This window comes from Flavobacterium sp. GSA192 (assembly GCF_006386525.1).
In the GTDB taxonomy this organism is placed as follows: domain Bacteria; phylum Bacteroidota; class Bacteroidia; order Flavobacteriales; family Flavobacteriaceae; genus Flavobacterium; species Flavobacterium commune.
Window position 1 is genome coordinate 29,705 of record NZ_VAHC01000002.1, and the last position, 16,525, is coordinate 46,229.

The 16,525-nt window shown below is 34.2% G+C and carries 17 protein-coding genes; 12 read left to right on the plus strand and 5 right to left on the minus strand.

What is annotated here, in order from left to right:
- Nucleotide 1: 1 nt before the first annotated feature.
- Entirely contained in the window at nucleotides 2–2,404 is a 2,403-nt protein-coding gene (locus FDM27_RS04245) for a M20/M25/M40 family metallo-hydrolase (protein ID WP_140485327.1), read from the plus strand.
- Nucleotides 2,405–2,422: 18 nt separating this feature from the next.
- Here FDM27_RS04245 and FDM27_RS04250 read toward each other — a convergent pair whose 3' ends face one another.
- The 3 genes from FDM27_RS04250 to FDM27_RS04260 all read right to left on the minus strand — a co-directional run bounded on the left by FDM27_RS04250 (nucleotide 2,423) and on the right by FDM27_RS04260 (nucleotide 5,422).
- Nucleotides 2,423–3,295 (minus strand): MBL fold metallo-hydrolase, encoded by an 873-nt coding sequence (locus FDM27_RS04250; protein WP_140485328.1) that lies wholly within the window; start codon nucleotides 3,293–3,295, stop codon nucleotides 2,423–2,425.
- 98 nt (nucleotides 3,296–3,393) lie between these two features.
- A complete protein-coding gene (locus tag FDM27_RS04255; RefSeq protein ID WP_140485329.1) occupies nucleotides 3,394–4,458 on the minus strand; it encodes a M48 family metallopeptidase in 1,065 nt (354 codons plus the stop codon).
- A 4-nt stretch (nucleotides 4,459–4,462) separates the two neighbouring features.
- Nucleotides 4,463–5,422 (minus strand): YjgN family protein, encoded by a 960-nt coding sequence (locus FDM27_RS04260; protein WP_071184265.1) that lies wholly within the window; start codon nucleotides 5,420–5,422, stop codon nucleotides 4,463–4,465.
- A 175-nt stretch (nucleotides 5,423–5,597) separates the two neighbouring features.
- Here FDM27_RS04260 and FDM27_RS04265 point away from each other — a divergent pair, with 175 nt between their 5' ends.
- From FDM27_RS04265 to FDM27_RS04315, 11 genes are all read left to right on the plus strand, one after another.
- Nucleotides 5,598–5,927, plus strand: a complete 330-nt coding sequence (locus FDM27_RS04265) for a HesB/IscA family protein (protein WP_071184266.1) — start codon at nucleotides 5,598–5,600, stop codon at nucleotides 5,925–5,927.
- Between the two features lie 70 nt (nucleotides 5,928–5,997).
- A complete protein-coding gene (sufB, locus tag FDM27_RS04270; RefSeq protein ID WP_071184267.1) occupies nucleotides 5,998–7,446 on the plus strand; it encodes a Fe-S cluster assembly protein SufB in 1,449 nt (482 codons plus the stop codon).
- A gap of 34 nt (nucleotides 7,447–7,480) precedes the next feature.
- On the plus strand, nucleotides 7,481–8,227 hold the full coding sequence (sufC, locus tag FDM27_RS04275; protein WP_071184268.1) for a Fe-S cluster assembly ATPase SufC: 747 nt from the start codon (nucleotides 7,481–7,483) through the stop codon (nucleotides 8,225–8,227).
- A gap of 77 nt (nucleotides 8,228–8,304) precedes the next feature.
- Nucleotides 8,305–9,621 (plus strand): Fe-S cluster assembly protein SufD, encoded by a 1,317-nt coding sequence (gene sufD / locus FDM27_RS04280; protein WP_071184269.1) that lies wholly within the window; start codon nucleotides 8,305–8,307, stop codon nucleotides 9,619–9,621.
- A gap of 228 nt (nucleotides 9,622–9,849) precedes the next feature.
- Nucleotides 9,850–11,064, plus strand: a complete 1,215-nt coding sequence (locus FDM27_RS04285) for an aminotransferase class V-fold PLP-dependent enzyme (protein ID WP_140485330.1) — start codon at nucleotides 9,850–9,852, stop codon at nucleotides 11,062–11,064.
- Between the two features lie 9 nt (nucleotides 11,065–11,073).
- On the plus strand, nucleotides 11,074–11,511 hold the full coding sequence (locus FDM27_RS04290; RefSeq protein ID WP_140485331.1) for a hypothetical protein: 438 nt from the start codon (nucleotides 11,074–11,076) through the stop codon (nucleotides 11,509–11,511).
- Nucleotides 11,501–11,920 (plus strand): SufE family protein, encoded by a 420-nt coding sequence (locus FDM27_RS04295; RefSeq protein WP_071184272.1) that lies wholly within the window; start codon nucleotides 11,501–11,503, stop codon nucleotides 11,918–11,920. The genes FDM27_RS04290 and FDM27_RS04295 overlap by 11 nt, the downstream gene beginning before the upstream one ends.
- 43 nt (nucleotides 11,921–11,963) lie before the next feature.
- Nucleotides 11,964–12,377, plus strand: a complete 414-nt coding sequence (locus FDM27_RS04300) for a GxxExxY protein (RefSeq protein WP_140485332.1) — start codon at nucleotides 11,964–11,966, stop codon at nucleotides 12,375–12,377.
- A 134-nt stretch (nucleotides 12,378–12,511) separates the two neighbouring features.
- Nucleotides 12,512–12,835 (plus strand): SUF system Fe-S cluster assembly protein, encoded by a 324-nt coding sequence (locus tag FDM27_RS04305; protein ID WP_071184273.1) that lies wholly within the window; start codon nucleotides 12,512–12,514, stop codon nucleotides 12,833–12,835.
- Between the two features lie 76 nt (nucleotides 12,836–12,911).
- Nucleotides 12,912–13,424 (plus strand): DUF2480 family protein, encoded by a 513-nt coding sequence (locus FDM27_RS04310; RefSeq protein WP_140485333.1) that lies wholly within the window; start codon nucleotides 12,912–12,914, stop codon nucleotides 13,422–13,424.
- Nucleotides 13,425–13,502: 78 nt separating this feature from the next.
- Entirely contained in the window at nucleotides 13,503–14,354 is an 852-nt protein-coding gene (locus FDM27_RS04315; protein ID WP_140485334.1) for a DUF3078 domain-containing protein, read from the plus strand.
- Nucleotides 14,355–14,412: 58 nt separating this feature from the next.
- Here the strand turns inward: FDM27_RS04315 and FDM27_RS04320 are convergent, their stop codons facing one another.
- Nucleotides 14,413–15,120, minus strand: a complete 708-nt coding sequence (locus FDM27_RS04320; RefSeq protein WP_140485335.1) for a hypothetical protein — start codon at nucleotides 15,118–15,120, stop codon at nucleotides 14,413–14,415.
- Between the two features lie 139 nt (nucleotides 15,121–15,259).
- Entirely contained in the window at nucleotides 15,260–16,492 is a 1,233-nt protein-coding gene (gene hflX / locus FDM27_RS04325) for a GTPase HflX (RefSeq protein ID WP_140485336.1), read from the minus strand.
- Nucleotides 16,493–16,525 lie beyond the last annotated feature (33 nt).

The following is a 16,525-nucleotide window of genomic DNA, read 5'->3' on the forward strand; positions in this document are numbered from 1 at the left end:
AATGAAAAAAGACCTAACCTCGATAATCTATACCCTTTTTTTTATAGCTGTTCTCAGCTTTATTTATCTCAGTATAATGCCCCGATGGACTTTTACTAACGAAGAAGCACTAACGGAATTTTCGACCAAAAGAGCCTTAACTCATGTAAAAAATATTAGCCAAAAACCCCACTATGTAGGCTCAGAAAATCACAATCAGGTTGCCAATTATCTGCAAACCGAACTGACTAAATTAGGCTTAAAACCAAGTATTCAGCAAGGATTTACCCTAACCGATTGGGGAAATTTAGTAAAATCCAAAAACATAATCGCCCGGATTGAAGGAAGTAAAAACACTAAAGCTTTGCTATTATTGTCGCATTATGACAGTGCTCCACATTCGGCATCACCCGGCGCGAGTGACGATGCTGCCGGAATTGCAACCATACTGGAGGGAGTTCGTACTTTTTTACACAATAAAACACCACATCAAAACGACATCATTATTCTGTTTACCGATGCCGAAGAATTAGGACTCAACGGTGCTGCACTTTTTGCAACCCAACACCAATGGGCAAAAGACGTGGGTTTAGTACTTAACTTTGAAGCACGCGGAAGCTCCGGACCGAGTTATATGCTAATGGAAACCAACAATGGAAATGCCGGAATGGTTCAAAATTTCGCTGCTGCAAATCCTACTTTTCCGGTATCCAATTCGCTAATGTACAGCATATACAAAATGCTGCCTAACGATACTGATTTGACTATTTTCAGAGAACAAAGCAATATTCAGGGATTTAATTTTGCTTTTATCGATGGACATTACAACTACCACACCGCCCAGGACGACTACAATCATTTAGACCCCAATTCGCTAACTCATCAAGGTTCTTACCTGATGCCTTTACTGAATCATTTCTCTAATTCTAATTTGAATACCACTAAATCCGTTGAAGATTATGTTTATTTTTCGATTCCTTTTAGTTTTATCAGTTATCCTTTTAGCTGGGTAATTCCAATGCTAATCATCGCTTTTGGTCTTTTCTTTTTCTTTATTTTCTTAGGAATTGCCAAAAGAATTCTAACCATCCAAAAAATACTTCAGGGATTTGTTCCGTTATTGGGTTCGCTGTTTTCAGCAGCATTAATTACATTTCTAGGCTGGAAGGCATTATTACAAATCTATCCGCAATACAATGATTTACTAAATGGCTTCACTTACAACGGACACGCTTACATTGCCGCTTTTGTCTTATTGAGTATTGCCATCAGTTTTGCGTTTTATCACTTCTTTACTCCCAATAAAATCACAGCCAATCATTTTGTAGCACCATTATTCATTTGGCTACTTATCAATACCGGCATTGCTTTTAGTTTACAAGGAGCAGGATTTTTAATTATTCCGGTTTATTTTGGCATTTTTATGTTTGGTTTTTATATTCTCACGCAAAAATACAGTCCTGTTTTCAACCTCATTTTTAGTATTCCTGCCTTATTGATTATTGCTCCTTTTATCCAAATGTTCCCAATAGGATTAGGACTTAAAATACTGTTTGGTAGTGCTATTTTAACTGTCTTATCCTTTGGATTACTCTTGCCTACTTTAGGCAATTATGTCCAAAAGGGAACCTGGTCTATCCTTTTCTTACTGGCTTCCATTGGCTTTTTTGCCAAAGCACATTCCAATGCTGATTACGAAAAAGGAAAAGCAAAATCCAACAGTCTGGTTTATCTTTATGATGCCGATACCAGCCAAGCGCAATGGTTAACTTATGATAAAAATCTGGATTCCTGGACCAAAAACTATTTGGGCGAAGACCCAAAAACTCCCAAAGGCATCAGTGATATTCCGCTTTTCAGCAAATACGATTCGCAATTTACCTTTGCAGCTCAGGCACCATTACAAAGGATTCCCCATCCTACCATCGAATTTTTAACCGATAGTATTGCTGATAATCTACGCTATTTAAAAATTCGTATTTCGCCTAATCGAAAAGTCAATCGTTACGATATTTTTGCCAATGAAAAAATGGATATTTACAATATCAAGACAAATGGTGTTTCGCATTTACAACAAAACGGAAAAATATTCAAAAGAGAAGGAAAAAAATTACTCAGCTATTATGTAGTCGATAATGAACCGCTACTTTTGGAATTTAACATCAATGCAGCTACTGTATTTGACATGAAACTACTGGAAAGTTCCTTTGATTTAATGCAAAATCCATTATTCAATATCCGCAAAAGAGCCGACTGGATGATGCCAACCCCATTTGTACTTAATGATGCCGTGGCAATTAAAAAAACCATTAAACCAAGTCCCGGAATCATTCAGGAAGCTGTAAAGGTTACTGAGCAAAAATCAATAATTCCAAATCCCACTGAAACGGTTACTCCTCCGGTCGATAGTACAAAAATTGAATAATTTATTTTGATGCAGTTACTATAAAATATTACTTTTTAAAATATCCTCACAAGAAAAAACTTCACTGATTCGCACTCCTTTTTCGGTATGTTGCACAGTGATTATTGGATTATGGGCATCATGTTCCATAAACAAATAGTAATTATTATCAGCGGCGGCATTCATGAATTTCGTTTTTTCATCCATTGTCAAAAGTGGTCGGGTATCATATCCCATCACATACGGAATAGGAATATGCCCTGCTGTTGGTAATAAATCGGCACAAAAAACGATGGTTTTTCCCTTGTATTGAATATGCGGAATCATCTGTTTTTCGGTATGTCCATCGACAAAGAAAATTCCAAAATCCAATTCGGATTTTTCCAAAAAATCGGTTTCATTTCTTTTGATGAAATTGAGCTGACCACTTTGCTGCATTGGCAAAATATTTTCGGACAGAAAAGACGCTTTTTCACGGGAATTGGGTTCGGTTGCCCATTTCCAATGATTTTCGTTTGTCCAAAATTTAGCGTTTTTAAAAGCGGGTTCGTAACCTGTTTTATCTTTATTCCATTGGACAGCACCTCCACAATGATCAAAATGCAGATGGGTCAAAAACACATCGGTAATATCATCGCGATGGAAACCAAATTGCGCCAACGATTGATCCATAGAATGCGTTCCCCAAAGTGAATAATACCCAAAAAACTTCTCCGATTGCTTATTCCCTATTCCGGTATCAATCAAAATCAAACGATTTCCGTCTTCGATTAATAAACAACGGGCAGCAATATCAATTAAATTATTGGCATCGGCAGGATTGGTTTTGTTCCAAATAGTTTTAGGAACTACGCCAAACATAGCGCCTCCGTCTAATTTAAAATTTCCTGTTTCTATGGGATAAAGATTCATGCAGTGTAAAATAAAAATTCAACAATAAAACTACTAAATAATTGTAGTTTCATTGTTGAATTAGTATGCTTTTTTATAACAAAAGTAAGTTAATCGTTTTATTGCTTTAATTGAACAAACAAACGTTCTAGTTGCGGATGCGCTACTGTTTGAAATTTTTTGTCTTTAATCATTTTATCAATAAAATCTATTCGGTTTTCGGTCACCGGATGCGAACTCAAAAATTCCGGAATGGCATACGATTGTTGTTGTAATCGCTTGAATAAATTAGACATTCCCTTAGGATTGACTTTGTTTTCCAACAATATTTTAAAACCATCTGCATCGGCCTGATGTTCAAATTCTCTTGAAAAAGATAAGGATTGCAAACTGTTTACATTGTCGCCTATGGTTGCCATAATTCCGTTAGCATCTCCTAAAATTACCGAAATAAACAAATAACCTGATAAACTGCGACAAAGCATTTTCATTGAATGACGGTTATTCACATGAGAAGCTTCATGACCTAATAAGCCCACGAGTTCATCGTAATTTTTCATTTCTTTAAGAATACCAGTAAAAACTACAATACTTCCATCGGGTAAGGCAAAAGCATTAATTTCATTTGAGTTTACAACCGTAAATTTGAGCTTTTTGGTGTTTTGAAGTTTCAATTCCTTTGCAAAATCATTCAGTAATTTTGTTTTCTCAGAATCAACATCCATAAAATATTGATTTCCTGCCCAGGCCGAAGCACCTAATTCGTTATCATACTCTTCAGGAATTAAACTCACCGATTGTTCTGCCGCCCAGGGAATAATATACACATAACACAAACCAATAAGCGCCATAATAACCACAGCTATCCCAAAATGGGTAGCAAATCCTAAATCAATCAATTTTTGATACCAGCCAATATGTCCATTTACTTTTCTAAAATTTTGAATTAAATCAATAAAATGGGCATCTTTGATTTTGATATGCTGTAAAACATCCAATCCGTGTTCTAAATGCAATCCTGTCGCTCGCTTATCAAAAGTTACTTCCTGAATAAGCCATTTGCAAGTTGAACCATTGGCTAATTGAAATTCTAAGGTTCTGTTAAAACTGTTTAATGACAATACTATCTGTTGTGGAACAGACGAATTTCCGTCATAAAAAACAGCAGTTGTTGTATTGTTCATAACATTACATTATGGTATCCAGATTCAGGAAATCGCTTAAATCTTCGCCAGTAGCATCTTTATAATTTTCTTCAGTTTGCGTTAAGGCATCTAAATTAATATTTCCTTCGGCTTCAATATTTTCAAGAATAAATTTTATAGTTCGGGTTGCTACCCAGGCGTAACCTAAGCCTAAAGTAAAGACTAACAACAAAATATTAGTTACAATCAATTGGAAAAATCCACCCGCTGTTGCTTTAGAATTAAGATAAATTTTAGCATCGCCTCTTTTTAAACTTAAATTATTTACATAGTATTCAAACAACTCTTTTTGCCACCAAAAAGAATAAACACCCAAAGTAACAATCGTTAATAAATAACCTTTAATGTTAAGTGCAAAATACTCTCCGCCATCGCCATCATATTGAAATTCAACATCGCCAAAACGAACATTTCCCAATAAATAGTTTCGCATATTCATAGCCATCCATGGCCCATAAACTCCTAAGGTTATAATAGTAAAGAAAATCCATTTAAAAAATAACAATGTAAATTCTTTTCTGTCTCCTCTATACCCAAAACGAATACCTCTCCATGAACTACGGGACATTCTATAACGATACGAACCGTGAATTGCGATAGGTAAAATAGCTACTAAACCTATATAAAATATTAACACTCCTGTTCCCGGCATTTGTTGAAGAACACAAAAAATAAGCACTCCATACAATATCGAAAATATCAAAATTGCTTTTAAAAACCCCTTAAACATTTCTTTTCCTGTACCATGAAAAGCAAATGAATCCTCATTGAGAGAAGTTGAATTATAAATATATTGCAGTTGTTTGGCTTTTGCCCAAGGATAATAAAACCCTAAAGTTATTACGGTTAACAACCAATTTACCATTATAATTCCAAAGAAATCACTCCCTTTACCATTGTAATTTAACGAGTATTCCACTCTTTTTTCTAAAGATTCTTCCATAACTATTTATTGTTTTTCTGATTAAAAAATAGATTATAAAAATATACTATTTTTTTTACTAAACGAAAAAAATAACTATTATCTATTTCCTTATTAGTTATAAAAATGTTATCTGTTGTAGAATACGGTTTTTATGCCTTATCTTTGCAGTTAATTTAGACAAAATCAACACACAATGATAAAGGTTTCTGATACTGCCAAAAAGAAAATCATCGACTTGATGACAGAAGATGGTTTTGATGCCGCCACAGATTATGTAAGAGTAGGTGTTAAAAGCGGCGGATGCTCGGGCTTATCCTATGATTTAAAGTTCGACAAAAACAAAGGTGAAGATGATAAGATTTTCATAGACAATGATATAACTATTGCTGTAGAAAAAAAATCTTTCTTATATCTGGCTGGAACTATTCTTGAGTTTTCAGGCGGATTAAACGGAAAAGGATTTGTTTTCAACAACCCAAATGCTACCAGAACTTGTGGATGCGGAGAAAGTTTTTCTCTTTAAATCTTTTAGAATTTAAAAACTATTTAAGGACTTTTTAATCTTTAAATTTTCCAATCTTTAAATAAAAAAAATGAGTAAATATACAGAAGACGATTTAAAAATCGAACTCGAAAACAAAGAATACGAATACGGATTTTACACCGAATTAGAATCGGAGACGTTTCCTATTGGGTTAAATGAAGACATTGTTCGTGCCATCTCACAGAAAAAAGACGAACCACAATGGATGACCGATTGGCGAATCGAAGCTTTCAGAGCATGGGAGGAGATGATTGAGCCAGAATGGGCAAACGTTAAATATCAAAAACCGGACTTTCAAGCTATATCTTATTACTCAGCTCCAAAAAAAGCAGACCCGAACAAAACTCTAGATGATGTAGATCCAGAATTACTGGAGATGTACAAAAAGCTGGGTATCTCTATTGATGAGCAAAAAAAATTGAATAATGTAGCCATGGATATCGTAGTTGACTCGGTTTCGGTAGCTACAACATTCAAGAAAACATTAGGCGAAAAAGGAATAATCTTTATGAGTATTTCTGAAGCCATCAAAGAACATCCTGAATTAGTTCGTAAATATTTAGGAACTGTTGTTCCGCAAAGAGACAACTTTTATGCTGCGTTGAATTCGGCTGTTTTCTCAGATGGTTCTTTCTGTTATATTCCAAAAGGCGTAAAATGTCCAATGGAACTTTCTACCTATTTCCGTATCAATCAGGCGGGAACAGGACAATTTGAAAGAACACTGTTAATTGCTGACGAAGGAAGCTATGTTTCTTACTTAGAAGGATGTACAGCTCCAACCCGTGATGAAAATCAATTACACGCTGCTGTGGTAGAATTAATTGCCTTGGACGATGCCGAAATTAAATATTCTACCGTGCAAAACTGGTATCCTGGAAATAAAGAAGGTAAAGGTGGAGTTTTCAATTTTGTGACCAAAAGAGGATTTTGCGAAACTAACGCTAAAATTTCCTGGACACAGGTTGAAACAGGATCTGCGATAACCTGGAAATACCCTTCTGTTATTTTAAAAGGAGACAACTCAATAGGTGAATTCTATTCGATTGCTGTTACTAATAATTTCCAACAAGCCGATACAGGAACTAAGATGATTCATTTGGGTAAAAACACTAAATCGACCATTATTTCTAAAGGTATTTCGGCCGGAAAATCGCAAAACAGTTATAGAGGATTGGTGCAAATTAGCCCAAGAGCTGATAACGCCCGTAACTTCTCTCAATGCGACTCATTATTGATGGGTAACAATTGTGGAGCACATACTTTCCCTTATATCGAAAGTAAAAACCCATCTGCTAAAATAGAACACGAAGCAACCACATCTAAAATTGGTGAAGACCAGGTTTTCTATTGCAACCAACGTGGAATACCTACAGAAAAAGCCATTGCCTTAATCGTAAACGGTTTCAGTAAAGACGTATTAAACAAGTTGCCGATGGAGTTTGCCGTAGAAGCACAAAAATTATTAGAAATTTCATTAGAAGGATCAGTAGGATAATCTTTTTAAGACTTTATATCAAAACAAAACATTTATGTTATCAATAAAAAATCTACACGCCTCAATAGGTGATAAAGAAATTCTTAAAGGAATCGATTTAGAAGTAAAAGCAGGAGAAATCCATGCAATAATGGGACCAAATGGAGCCGGAAAAAGTACACTTTCGGCAATTATTGCAGGAAACGAAAATTATGAAGTAACCGAAGGTGAAATCCTATTAGAAAACGAAGATATTTCAGAATTAGCTCCTGAAGAAAGAGCACACAAAGGAGTGTTTCTTTCATTCCAATATCCAGTTGAAATTCCAGGTGTTTCAGTAACCAACTTCATGAAAACGGCTATCAACGAAACTCGTAAAGCTAACGGTCAGGAAGAAATGCCAGCAAACGAAATGCTGAAAGTAATTCGTGAAAAATCAGAATTATTAGAAATCGACCGTAAATTTTTATCTCGTTCTCTTAACGAAGGCTTCTCTGGTGGAGAGAAAAAACGTAACGAGATTTTCCAAATGGCCATGTTGGAACCTAAATTGGCTATCCTTGACGAAACCGATTCTGGTTTAGATATCGATGCTTTAAGAATTGTTGCCAATGGAGTAAACAAATTGAAGAGCGACAAAAACGCTATCATCGTAATTACACACTACCAAAGATTATTAGACTATATCGTTCCTGACTTTGTTCACGTATTATACAATGGAAAAATTGTAAAATCTGGCGGAGCTGATTTAGCACATGAGCTAGAAGAAAAAGGATACGACTGGATTAAAGCAGAAAATTAAAATTTGTTTATAGTTTATAGTTTGTTGTTCTGGCAAGAACAACAAACAAAAAACCATAAACCATAAACATTATAAAAATGGAATTAAAAGAAAAATTACTATCGTCTTTTATGGCTTTTGAAGAGCGTGTTGATGTTCATTCACAACTGCATGATGTTAGAACTTCAGCAATAAAAAACTTTGAGATAAAAGGCTTCCCAACTAAAAAAGAAGAAGCTTGGAAATATACTTCGCTAAATGCCATTCTAAAAAATGACTTTACCGTTTTTCCTAAAAAAGATAGCGCTATTGAATTCAATCAGGTAAAAAAATATTTTATCCACGAAATCGATACGTATAAAGTTGTTTTTATTGACGGTATTTTCAGCTCTCACCTATCTTCTACAACACACGATGGAATCGATGTTTGTTTAATGTCTTCGGCATTGACAAAACCAAAATACAAAATGGTTATTGACAACTATTTTAACAAAATTGCGAGCAAAGACGATAGTCTGACTTCATTAAATACGGCTTTCGCCAATGAAGGAGCTTACATTAATATCCCTAAAAGCAAGGTTGCCGATAAACCTATTGAGATTATGTATTTCTCAACAGGAAACGAATCAGCATTAATGGTTCAGCCTAGAAACTTAGTAATTGTAGGTGAGAATTCTCATGTACAAATTATTGAGCGTCATCAGAGTTTAAGCGGGAATCCGGTACTAACTAATTCAGTTACCGAAATCTTTGCTCAAAAACGTGCTATTGTGGATTATTACAAAATCCAAAATGACGACCTTGAAGCTAACTTAATCGACAATACGTATGTTTCGCAACAAAAGGAAAGTCATGCTTATGTTCATACTTTTTCTTTTGGTGGAAACCTGACAAGAAACAACTTGAATTTCTACCATTATGGTGAAAGATTGACAAGTACTTTGAACGGAATTACCATTATTGGCGAAAAACAACACGTTGACCATTATACCTTGGTAAATCACGCACAACCTAATTGTGAGAGTTTCCAGGATTATAAAGGAATTTTCTCTGATCGCTCAACAGGAGTTTTCAACGGAAAAGTATATGTAGAAAAAGAAGCTCAAAAAACCAATGCGTTCCAAAAAAGCAACAACATTCTTTTAAGCGATAAAGCGACTATCAACGCTAAACCGCAATTGGAAATTTTTGCCGATGATGTAAAATGTTCTCACGGTTGTACCGTAGGACAACTGGACGAAACCGCTTTGTTCTACATGCAACAACGCGGAATCCCTAAGAAAGAAGCCAAAGCTTTATTGATGTATGCTTTCTCTAACGCAGTTATCGAAAACATCAAAATACCGGAATTAAAAAAACGAATCACTACTATCATCGCCAATAAATTAGGTGTGAAACTAGGATTTGATTTATAGGTTTTAACCGCAAAGTTAAATAAGGTTTACGCTAAGGGCACAAAGTTAAATAAGCTTTGTGCCCTTTCTGATTAAATATCAGTCGGGAAAAATATAAAAACAGGGAAAAAACCATTAATTTTAACTCAATAAGTTAAACTGATACTACAATCAATCAAAACAAATAATTGAAGCAAAAAACAATTTTAGTTTTAGTACTTTTGTAGAATAGAATTTTTCTAAATAGTTATGCTAGACATTCAAAAAATAAGAGCTGATTTTCCTATTCTTAATCAAAAAGTAAACGGAAAACCTTTAGTATATTTCGACAACGGAGCTACTTCGCAAAAACCTCAAGTGGTTATAGATGCCATTTCAAAATATTATCAGGAAATAAATGCTAATATTCACCGTGGTGTTCACACACTAAGCCAATTAGCAACTGATGCTTACGAAATTGCCCGTGGCAAAGTTCAAAACCACATTAATGCTAAACACACCCATGAAGTACTTTTTACTTCAGGAACTACTTTTGGAATCAATTTGGTTGCCAATGGTTTTGCTTCAATTTTAAAACCAGGTGACGAAGTAATTGTTTCCCATTTAGAGCACCATAGTAATATTGTGCCTTGGCAAATGTTGTGCGAGAAAACCGGAGCTACTCTAAAAGTCATTCCAATGAATGAAGAAGGAGAGTTGGTTATGACTGAATACGACAAATTACTTTCAGAGAAAACTAAAATTGTCGCAGTAAATCATATTTCAAACGCTTTGGGAACTATCAACCCAATCAAATACATGATTGATAAAGCTCACGAAGTTGGTGCTGCAATCCTGATTGACGGAGCACAATCAGTACCGCATTTAAAACCCGATGTTCAGGCTTTGGATTGTGATTTTTATGCTTTTTCAGGACATAAAATGTGCGGACCAACAGGAACGGGAATTTTGTATGGAAAAGAAGCCTGGTTAAACAAATTACCTCCTTATCAGGGTGGTGGCGAAATGATTAAGGAAGTTAGTTTCGAGAAAACAACCTATGCCGAATTGCCTCATAAATTTGAAGCAGGAACACCTCATATTGCAGGAGGAATTGTTCTGGGAACAGCAATTGATTATATGAATTCTGTCGGTTTTGAAAATATTCAAAAACAGGAATTGGAGTTATTAGCCTATGCGACCGAACGTTTATCCGAAATTGAAGGCTTACGTATTTATGGTACATCTAAGAATAAAACTTCGGTAATTTCGTTTAACATAGAAGGGATTCACCCTTATGATATTGGTAGTATTATTGATAAACTAGGAATTGCAGTAAGAACAGGACACCACTGTGCGCAACCCATTATGAATTTCTTCGGAATCCCAGGAACCATAAGAGCTTCATTCTCTTTTTACAACACCAAAGAAGAAATTGATACCTTAGTTGATGCTGTTAAAAAAGCCCAATTGATGTTATCTTAAAAATTAAATATGAAATTACTATCGTTATTATTCCTGACCATTTTTCTAGGCAGAGGCTGTGATGGAGATGCACAAAAAAAATTGGAAGCAGCTCAGTTAATTTACACCGCAAACTCCAGAGGATTTCATCAGGAAATAGTAATTGAAAATCATATTGCAATTATAAAAAAAGACAGAAAAGAAAAAACTATCCAAACTAAAATCTCAGATGCTGACTGGAAAGAGCTAATTACTCTTTTTAAGAAAGTTGATTTAGAAGAAATCAAAAATTTAAAATCGCCTACTGAAAAACGTTTCTATGATGGTGCAGCGATAGCTAATTTGAAAATAAATTACAAAGGAAGAAACTATGAATCACAAAGTTTTGATCACGGATTTCCTCCTGTTGAAATAAAAAAAATAGTGACTAAAATAAATTCATTTGCAAAACAGAATAATGAAAATTAAAGATATACAAGAAGAAATTGTTGACGAATTCTCGATGTTTGACGATTGGATGCAACGATATGAATACATCATCGAGTTAGGAAAAAATCTTCCTTTAATCAAAGAAGAATTCAAAGTTGATGAAAATTTAATCAAAGGTTGTCAATCTAAAGTTTGGTTACAAGGAGAACAAAACGAAGACAAAATAGTCTTCACTGCCGATAGTGACGCCATACTAACCAAAGGAATAATTGCTATATTAATCCGTGTTTTTTCAAATCAAACACCAAAAGACATTATTGATGCCGATATGGGGTTTATTGACGAAATAGGATTAAAAGAACATTTATCGCCTACAAGAGCAAATGGCCTTGTATCAATGATTAAAAACATTAAAATGTATGCTTTGGCATTCAATACTAAAGGATAGGTTTTTTAAACATATAAGTCATATAAGCAAACTCTTTAAGATTATGAATGTAACAAAAAGTTATCTCAAAGATTTAGTTTATCAGGTTAATGGCGCAGCTATTGAAGTTCATAAAAGTTTAGGTCCAGGACTTTTAGAAAGTATATATCACCAATGCTTTAAAAAAGAATTAGAATTACGAAAAATTAATTATTCTTCAGAACTTTTGATTCCTTTAAAGTACAAAGGACATGAATTAGAATCTAAACTCAGATGTGATTTATTTATAGAAAACAAGCTAGTTGTTGAATTAAAATCGGTGAATGAAATCAACCCGATTTATGAAGCACAATTACTAACTTATATGAACTTATTAAACGCACCAATTGGTTTGCTGATTAACTTTAATGTAAAAAATATTTTCTATGAAGGTCAAAAAACATTGGTGAATGATTTTTACAGCAGACTTGAAGAATAAACTTAACATATAAATCATCTAAGCCAAAAAGCTAATATGAACTTATATTTAACTTAAAAATAGAAAACAAAAAACTTATATGACTTATATGTTAAAAAAATAAGTCATATAATTTAACAAAAAAACGAAATAAAATGGAACAAGAAATAGACACAAACGAATTAGGAGAAGCGATTGTAAAAAAATTAAAAACCATTTACGATCCGGAAATTCCTGTAGATATTTACGAACTGGGATTGATTTATGATGTAATGGTAAACACTGATTACGAAGTAAAAATCCTTATGACGCTTACTTCTCCAAACTGTCCGGTAGCCGAGAGTTTACCGAGAGAAGTTGAAGAAAAAATCAAATCAATTGAGCATGTAAAAGGTGCCGAAGTAGAAATCACTTTCGATCCGCCTTGGAGCAAAGATTTAATGAGTGAAGAAGCTAAACTGGAACTAGGAATGCTTTAATCCGTTAATTTGTTTATGGTTTATGGTTGGCTGTTTTAGAACCTCAACTATAAACTACAAACTATAAACTTTTAAAATGGAAGAGATAATTAACAAAGTAGCTAATAGCGCCTTGGAAGTATTCGATTTAGAAGATTACTATCCAAAGGGTATTCGCTCGCAAATTGATATTTCGCAATGGTTACTCGAAGGTTTTTTATTAAAAGAAAAAGACTTTAGGGAACAGCTAAAAAATCATGATTGGTCGCAATACCAGAATCATTATGTCGCTATCTATTGTAGTACCGATGCTATAGTTCCGGCCTGGGCATCCATTTTAGTTGCTATACAATTAGCTCCTTTTGCCAAGAAAATCATCAATGGAAGCATTGAAGATTTGGATGCAGCATTATATGAAGAATTACTTCCTAAACTGGATTATACGGCTTATGAAAATAAATCGGTGATTATTAAAGGTTGTTCTAAGAAACCTGTGCCTATGCGTGCTTATGTTTTGGCAGCACACAATTTGCAGCCATTTGCCAGAAGTATTATGTATGGAGAAGCCTGTTCAGCAGTTCCGCTATACAAAGCACCTAAAAAAGCTTAAATGCTATATTTATTAAATCAAATGCTACTTTTCCAGTAGCATTTTTTTTATATTTACTATTCAAAAACTACTTCAAATATGAAAAAACTGCTTCTACTCTTTGTGTTTACATTTTCTGTTTTTTCGATAAAAGCCCAAGAAACCATCAAAGACACTACAAAACTTTGGACTAAAAAAGGTAATATCTCTTTATTGTTAAGTCAGTCAGCTTATAATAGACAATGGCTTGGTGGTGGAACTTCAAACATTGCCGGGAATTTTGGTTTAAACTATGATTTCAATTATAAAAAAGGAGATGTAGTTTGGGATAACAAATTCATTCTTGCTTATGGATTGAGCAAAATAAAAGGAAATGAATTAACTGCTAAAACCGATGACCGTTTAGAATTAAACTCGCTTTGGGGTAAAAAAGCAGCAGCTAAAAACTGGTACTATTCGATGTATTTTAACTTTAAATCTCAAATGGATACCGGTCTTGATAAAAACAATGTGAAAATTTCTCATTTTTTCTCTCCTGCTTATTTTCAGTTTGGTCCCGGATTCTTGTGGAAAAAAGATAATAATGCAAGTGTAAATATTGCTCCTGCAGCTGGAAGATTAATTATGGTTCACAAACATTTTACAGAACTTGGGCCTTCTTTTGGTGTTTTGCAAGGAGACAATACCCGTTTTGAATTTGGTGCCAGTGTCACAGCTTATTATAAATTTGTTGCTCTTACGAATGTTTCTATCGAAAATCGTTTGAATTTATATTCTAATTATTTAGAAGATCCTCAAAATGTTGATATCGACTACCAAATGAATGTAGTAATGAAAATTAACAAATACCTTTCTGCAAATATTGCTTTGCAAACCATTTATGATGATAACGCTATAAAAGGCGTTCAGGTTAGAGAAGTATTTGGATTAGGCGTTAATTACGGTTTTTAATCTAAAATAAATTATAGAAAAATCCCTTTTTTAACTTAAGCCAAAAAGGGATTTCTTATTAGATTAAATTCTTTTTTCTTCCAAATACAAAACGAATTCCGAAACCAATATTTAAAGGGTACGTTCTGGCATTCGAATATTTAGAAAGCGGAGTATTAGTAAAATGAATAGGAAATCCCATCAGAAAATCGAATCGAAAAACTCTTGAACCTAAACCCATCAAAAATCCCGGTTCCATCACAAAATATTCTGAATGAATACGATCTCTGGTTGTATTTAAATGATTTCCATTGTAAAACAAATAACTATTTTTTAAACAAAACACAGCATCTCCTTTAATTCCGCCAATAATTTCGCGTCCGCTAACTCCTGCATTAATTTGCACAAAAGGACGCCGAAAACTTCCTTCATAACGTTTAGCAACATGAGTAGTGTCTGTGTAAGCAAAATTAGAACCAAATCCCATTCCACCAGACACATATACATTATTAGTAAAATATCCTGCGGCAATTTCTCCTTCATGAGCACGATAATTGCCTAAACCTCCTGAATGATACATTCCCATAATACCGAAATGATTTGTAAGTGCAACAGCACTTTTAGCAAGTAAACCGGAAGAACTAATTTCGCCCGAAACATGCACTTCGCCTTTATCCTGAAAAAGCACAGGATTGACTGTTGGCGCAAAATATTTGTAATTACTGGATTTACAAGACGACAAAACAATCAGACTAAAAAGTAAAATAGCTTGGGACAATTTTCTCATAATTCATTTTTAATCGTGCCAAATATACAATGGCATTTTCAATTTCAAAAACAATTTTGAAGAACTGGAAATCTATTATATAACATAAAAAAATCCCTTTTGAAAAACTCAAAAGGGATTCAGTATTTTTTTAGAAAAATTATTCATTTTCTTCTTTATCAATTGCTTCTTTATAATCAGGATACAAGAACTTATTGTAAGGAAAACGGGTAATGTGAATCTGTCGTACGGCTTCGTAAACTCTTTCTCTGAATTCTTCAAAATTCTCTTTATTGGTAGCCGAAATAAACAAGGCGTTTTGCTCTCCTACACGACTCATCCAGGTAGATTTCCACTCTTCAAGTGTGTAATGCTTGGTTGTTTTTTCAGTCATTAAATCATCTTCATCGATGGTCAAATGCCTGTAAGCATCAATTTTATTAAAGACCATAATTACGGGTTTGTCACCCGCTTTAATGTCTAATAAAATTTGGTTTACCGAAGCAATATGATCTTCAAAATCAGGATGCGAAATATCAACTACATGCAACAATAAATCGGCTTCACGCACCTCATCCAAAGTACTTTTAAACGAATCAACCAATTGTGTTGGTAATTTTCGAATAAAACCTACAGTGTCCGAAAGCAAGAAAGGTAAATTTTTGATAACGACTTTTCGAACCGTTGTATCCAACGTAGCAAATAATTTATTTTCGACAAAAACATCACTTTTCCCAATGGCGTTCATCAATGTTGATTTACCAACATTGGTATAACCCACTAAAGCAACACGAACCATAGCTCCTCGATTGCTTCTCTGAGTTCCCATTTGCTTATCGATTGCTTTGATTTTATCTTTCAGTAACGAAATACGGTCACGTACAATACGACGGTCGGTCTCAATTTCTGTTTCTCCGGGACCACGCATACCAATTCCCCCTTTTTGACGCTCAAGGTGTGTCCACAATCCCGAAAGACGTGGCAACAAATAAATACATTGTGCCAGTTCTACCTGAGTTCTTGCATAAGAGGTTTCGGCTCTTTGGGCAAAAATATCCAGAATCAAATTGGTTCTGTCCAGAATTTTACAATCAATAATTTTGGAAATATTTTTTTGCTGCGAAGGCGTTAATTCGTCATCGAATATAATAGTCGAAATTCCGTTTTCTTTTACATAATGATGAATTTCGTCTATTTTTCCTGTACCTAAAAAAGTTTTAGGATTGGGTTTGTCCATTTTTTGCGAAAAACGTTTCACCACCTGACCACCTGCAGTGAAGGTTAAAAACTCTAATTCATCAAGATATTCATTGAGTTTTTCTTCACTTTGGTTTTGAGTAACAATGCCTACAATGGCTGTTTTTTCGAAATTTATTACTTCTTTTTCTAACATATCATATAATAAACTGCAAATTTAATGATTTGC

Bases quoted from the DNA above. Each gene is read 5' to 3' on its own strand.
- FDM27_RS04245 (WP_140485327.1), top strand. From the start codon at position 2: ATGAAAAAAGACCTAACCTCGATAATCTATACCCTTTTTTTTATAGCT.
- FDM27_RS04250 (WP_140485328.1), bottom strand. From the start codon at position 3,295: ATGAATCTTTATCCCATAGAAACAGGAAATTTTAAATTAGACGGAGGC.
- FDM27_RS04255 (WP_140485329.1), bottom strand. From the start codon at position 4,458: ATGAACAATACAACAACTGCTGTTTTTTATGACGGAAATTCGTCTGTT.
- FDM27_RS04260 (WP_071184265.1), bottom strand. From the start codon at position 5,422: ATGGAAGAATCTTTAGAAAAAAGAGTGGAATACTCGTTAAATTACAAT.
- FDM27_RS04265 (WP_071184266.1), top strand. From the start codon at position 5,598: ATGATAAAGGTTTCTGATACTGCCAAAAAGAAAATCATCGACTTGATG.
- sufB (WP_071184267.1), top strand. From the start codon at position 5,998: ATGAGTAAATATACAGAAGACGATTTAAAAATCGAACTCGAAAACAAA.
- sufC (WP_071184268.1), top strand. From the start codon at position 7,481: ATGTTATCAATAAAAAATCTACACGCCTCAATAGGTGATAAAGAAATT.
- sufD (WP_071184269.1), top strand. From the start codon at position 8,305: ATGGAATTAAAAGAAAAATTACTATCGTCTTTTATGGCTTTTGAAGAG.
- FDM27_RS04285 (WP_140485330.1), top strand. From the start codon at position 9,850: ATGCTAGACATTCAAAAAATAAGAGCTGATTTTCCTATTCTTAATCAA.
- FDM27_RS04290 (WP_140485331.1), top strand. From the start codon at position 11,074: ATGAAATTACTATCGTTATTATTCCTGACCATTTTTCTAGGCAGAGGC.
- FDM27_RS04295 (WP_071184272.1), top strand. From the start codon at position 11,501: ATGAAAATTAAAGATATACAAGAAGAAATTGTTGACGAATTCTCGATG.
- FDM27_RS04300 (WP_140485332.1), top strand. From the start codon at position 11,964: ATGAATGTAACAAAAAGTTATCTCAAAGATTTAGTTTATCAGGTTAAT.
- FDM27_RS04305 (WP_071184273.1), top strand. From the start codon at position 12,512: ATGGAACAAGAAATAGACACAAACGAATTAGGAGAAGCGATTGTAAAA.
- FDM27_RS04310 (WP_140485333.1), top strand. From the start codon at position 12,912: ATGGAAGAGATAATTAACAAAGTAGCTAATAGCGCCTTGGAAGTATTC.
- FDM27_RS04315 (WP_140485334.1), top strand. From the start codon at position 13,503: ATGAAAAAACTGCTTCTACTCTTTGTGTTTACATTTTCTGTTTTTTCG.
- FDM27_RS04320 (WP_140485335.1), bottom strand. From the start codon at position 15,120: ATGAGAAAATTGTCCCAAGCTATTTTACTTTTTAGTCTGATTGTTTTG.
- hflX (WP_140485336.1), bottom strand. From the start codon at position 16,492: ATGTTAGAAAAAGAAGTAATAAATTTCGAAAAAACAGCCATTGTAGGC.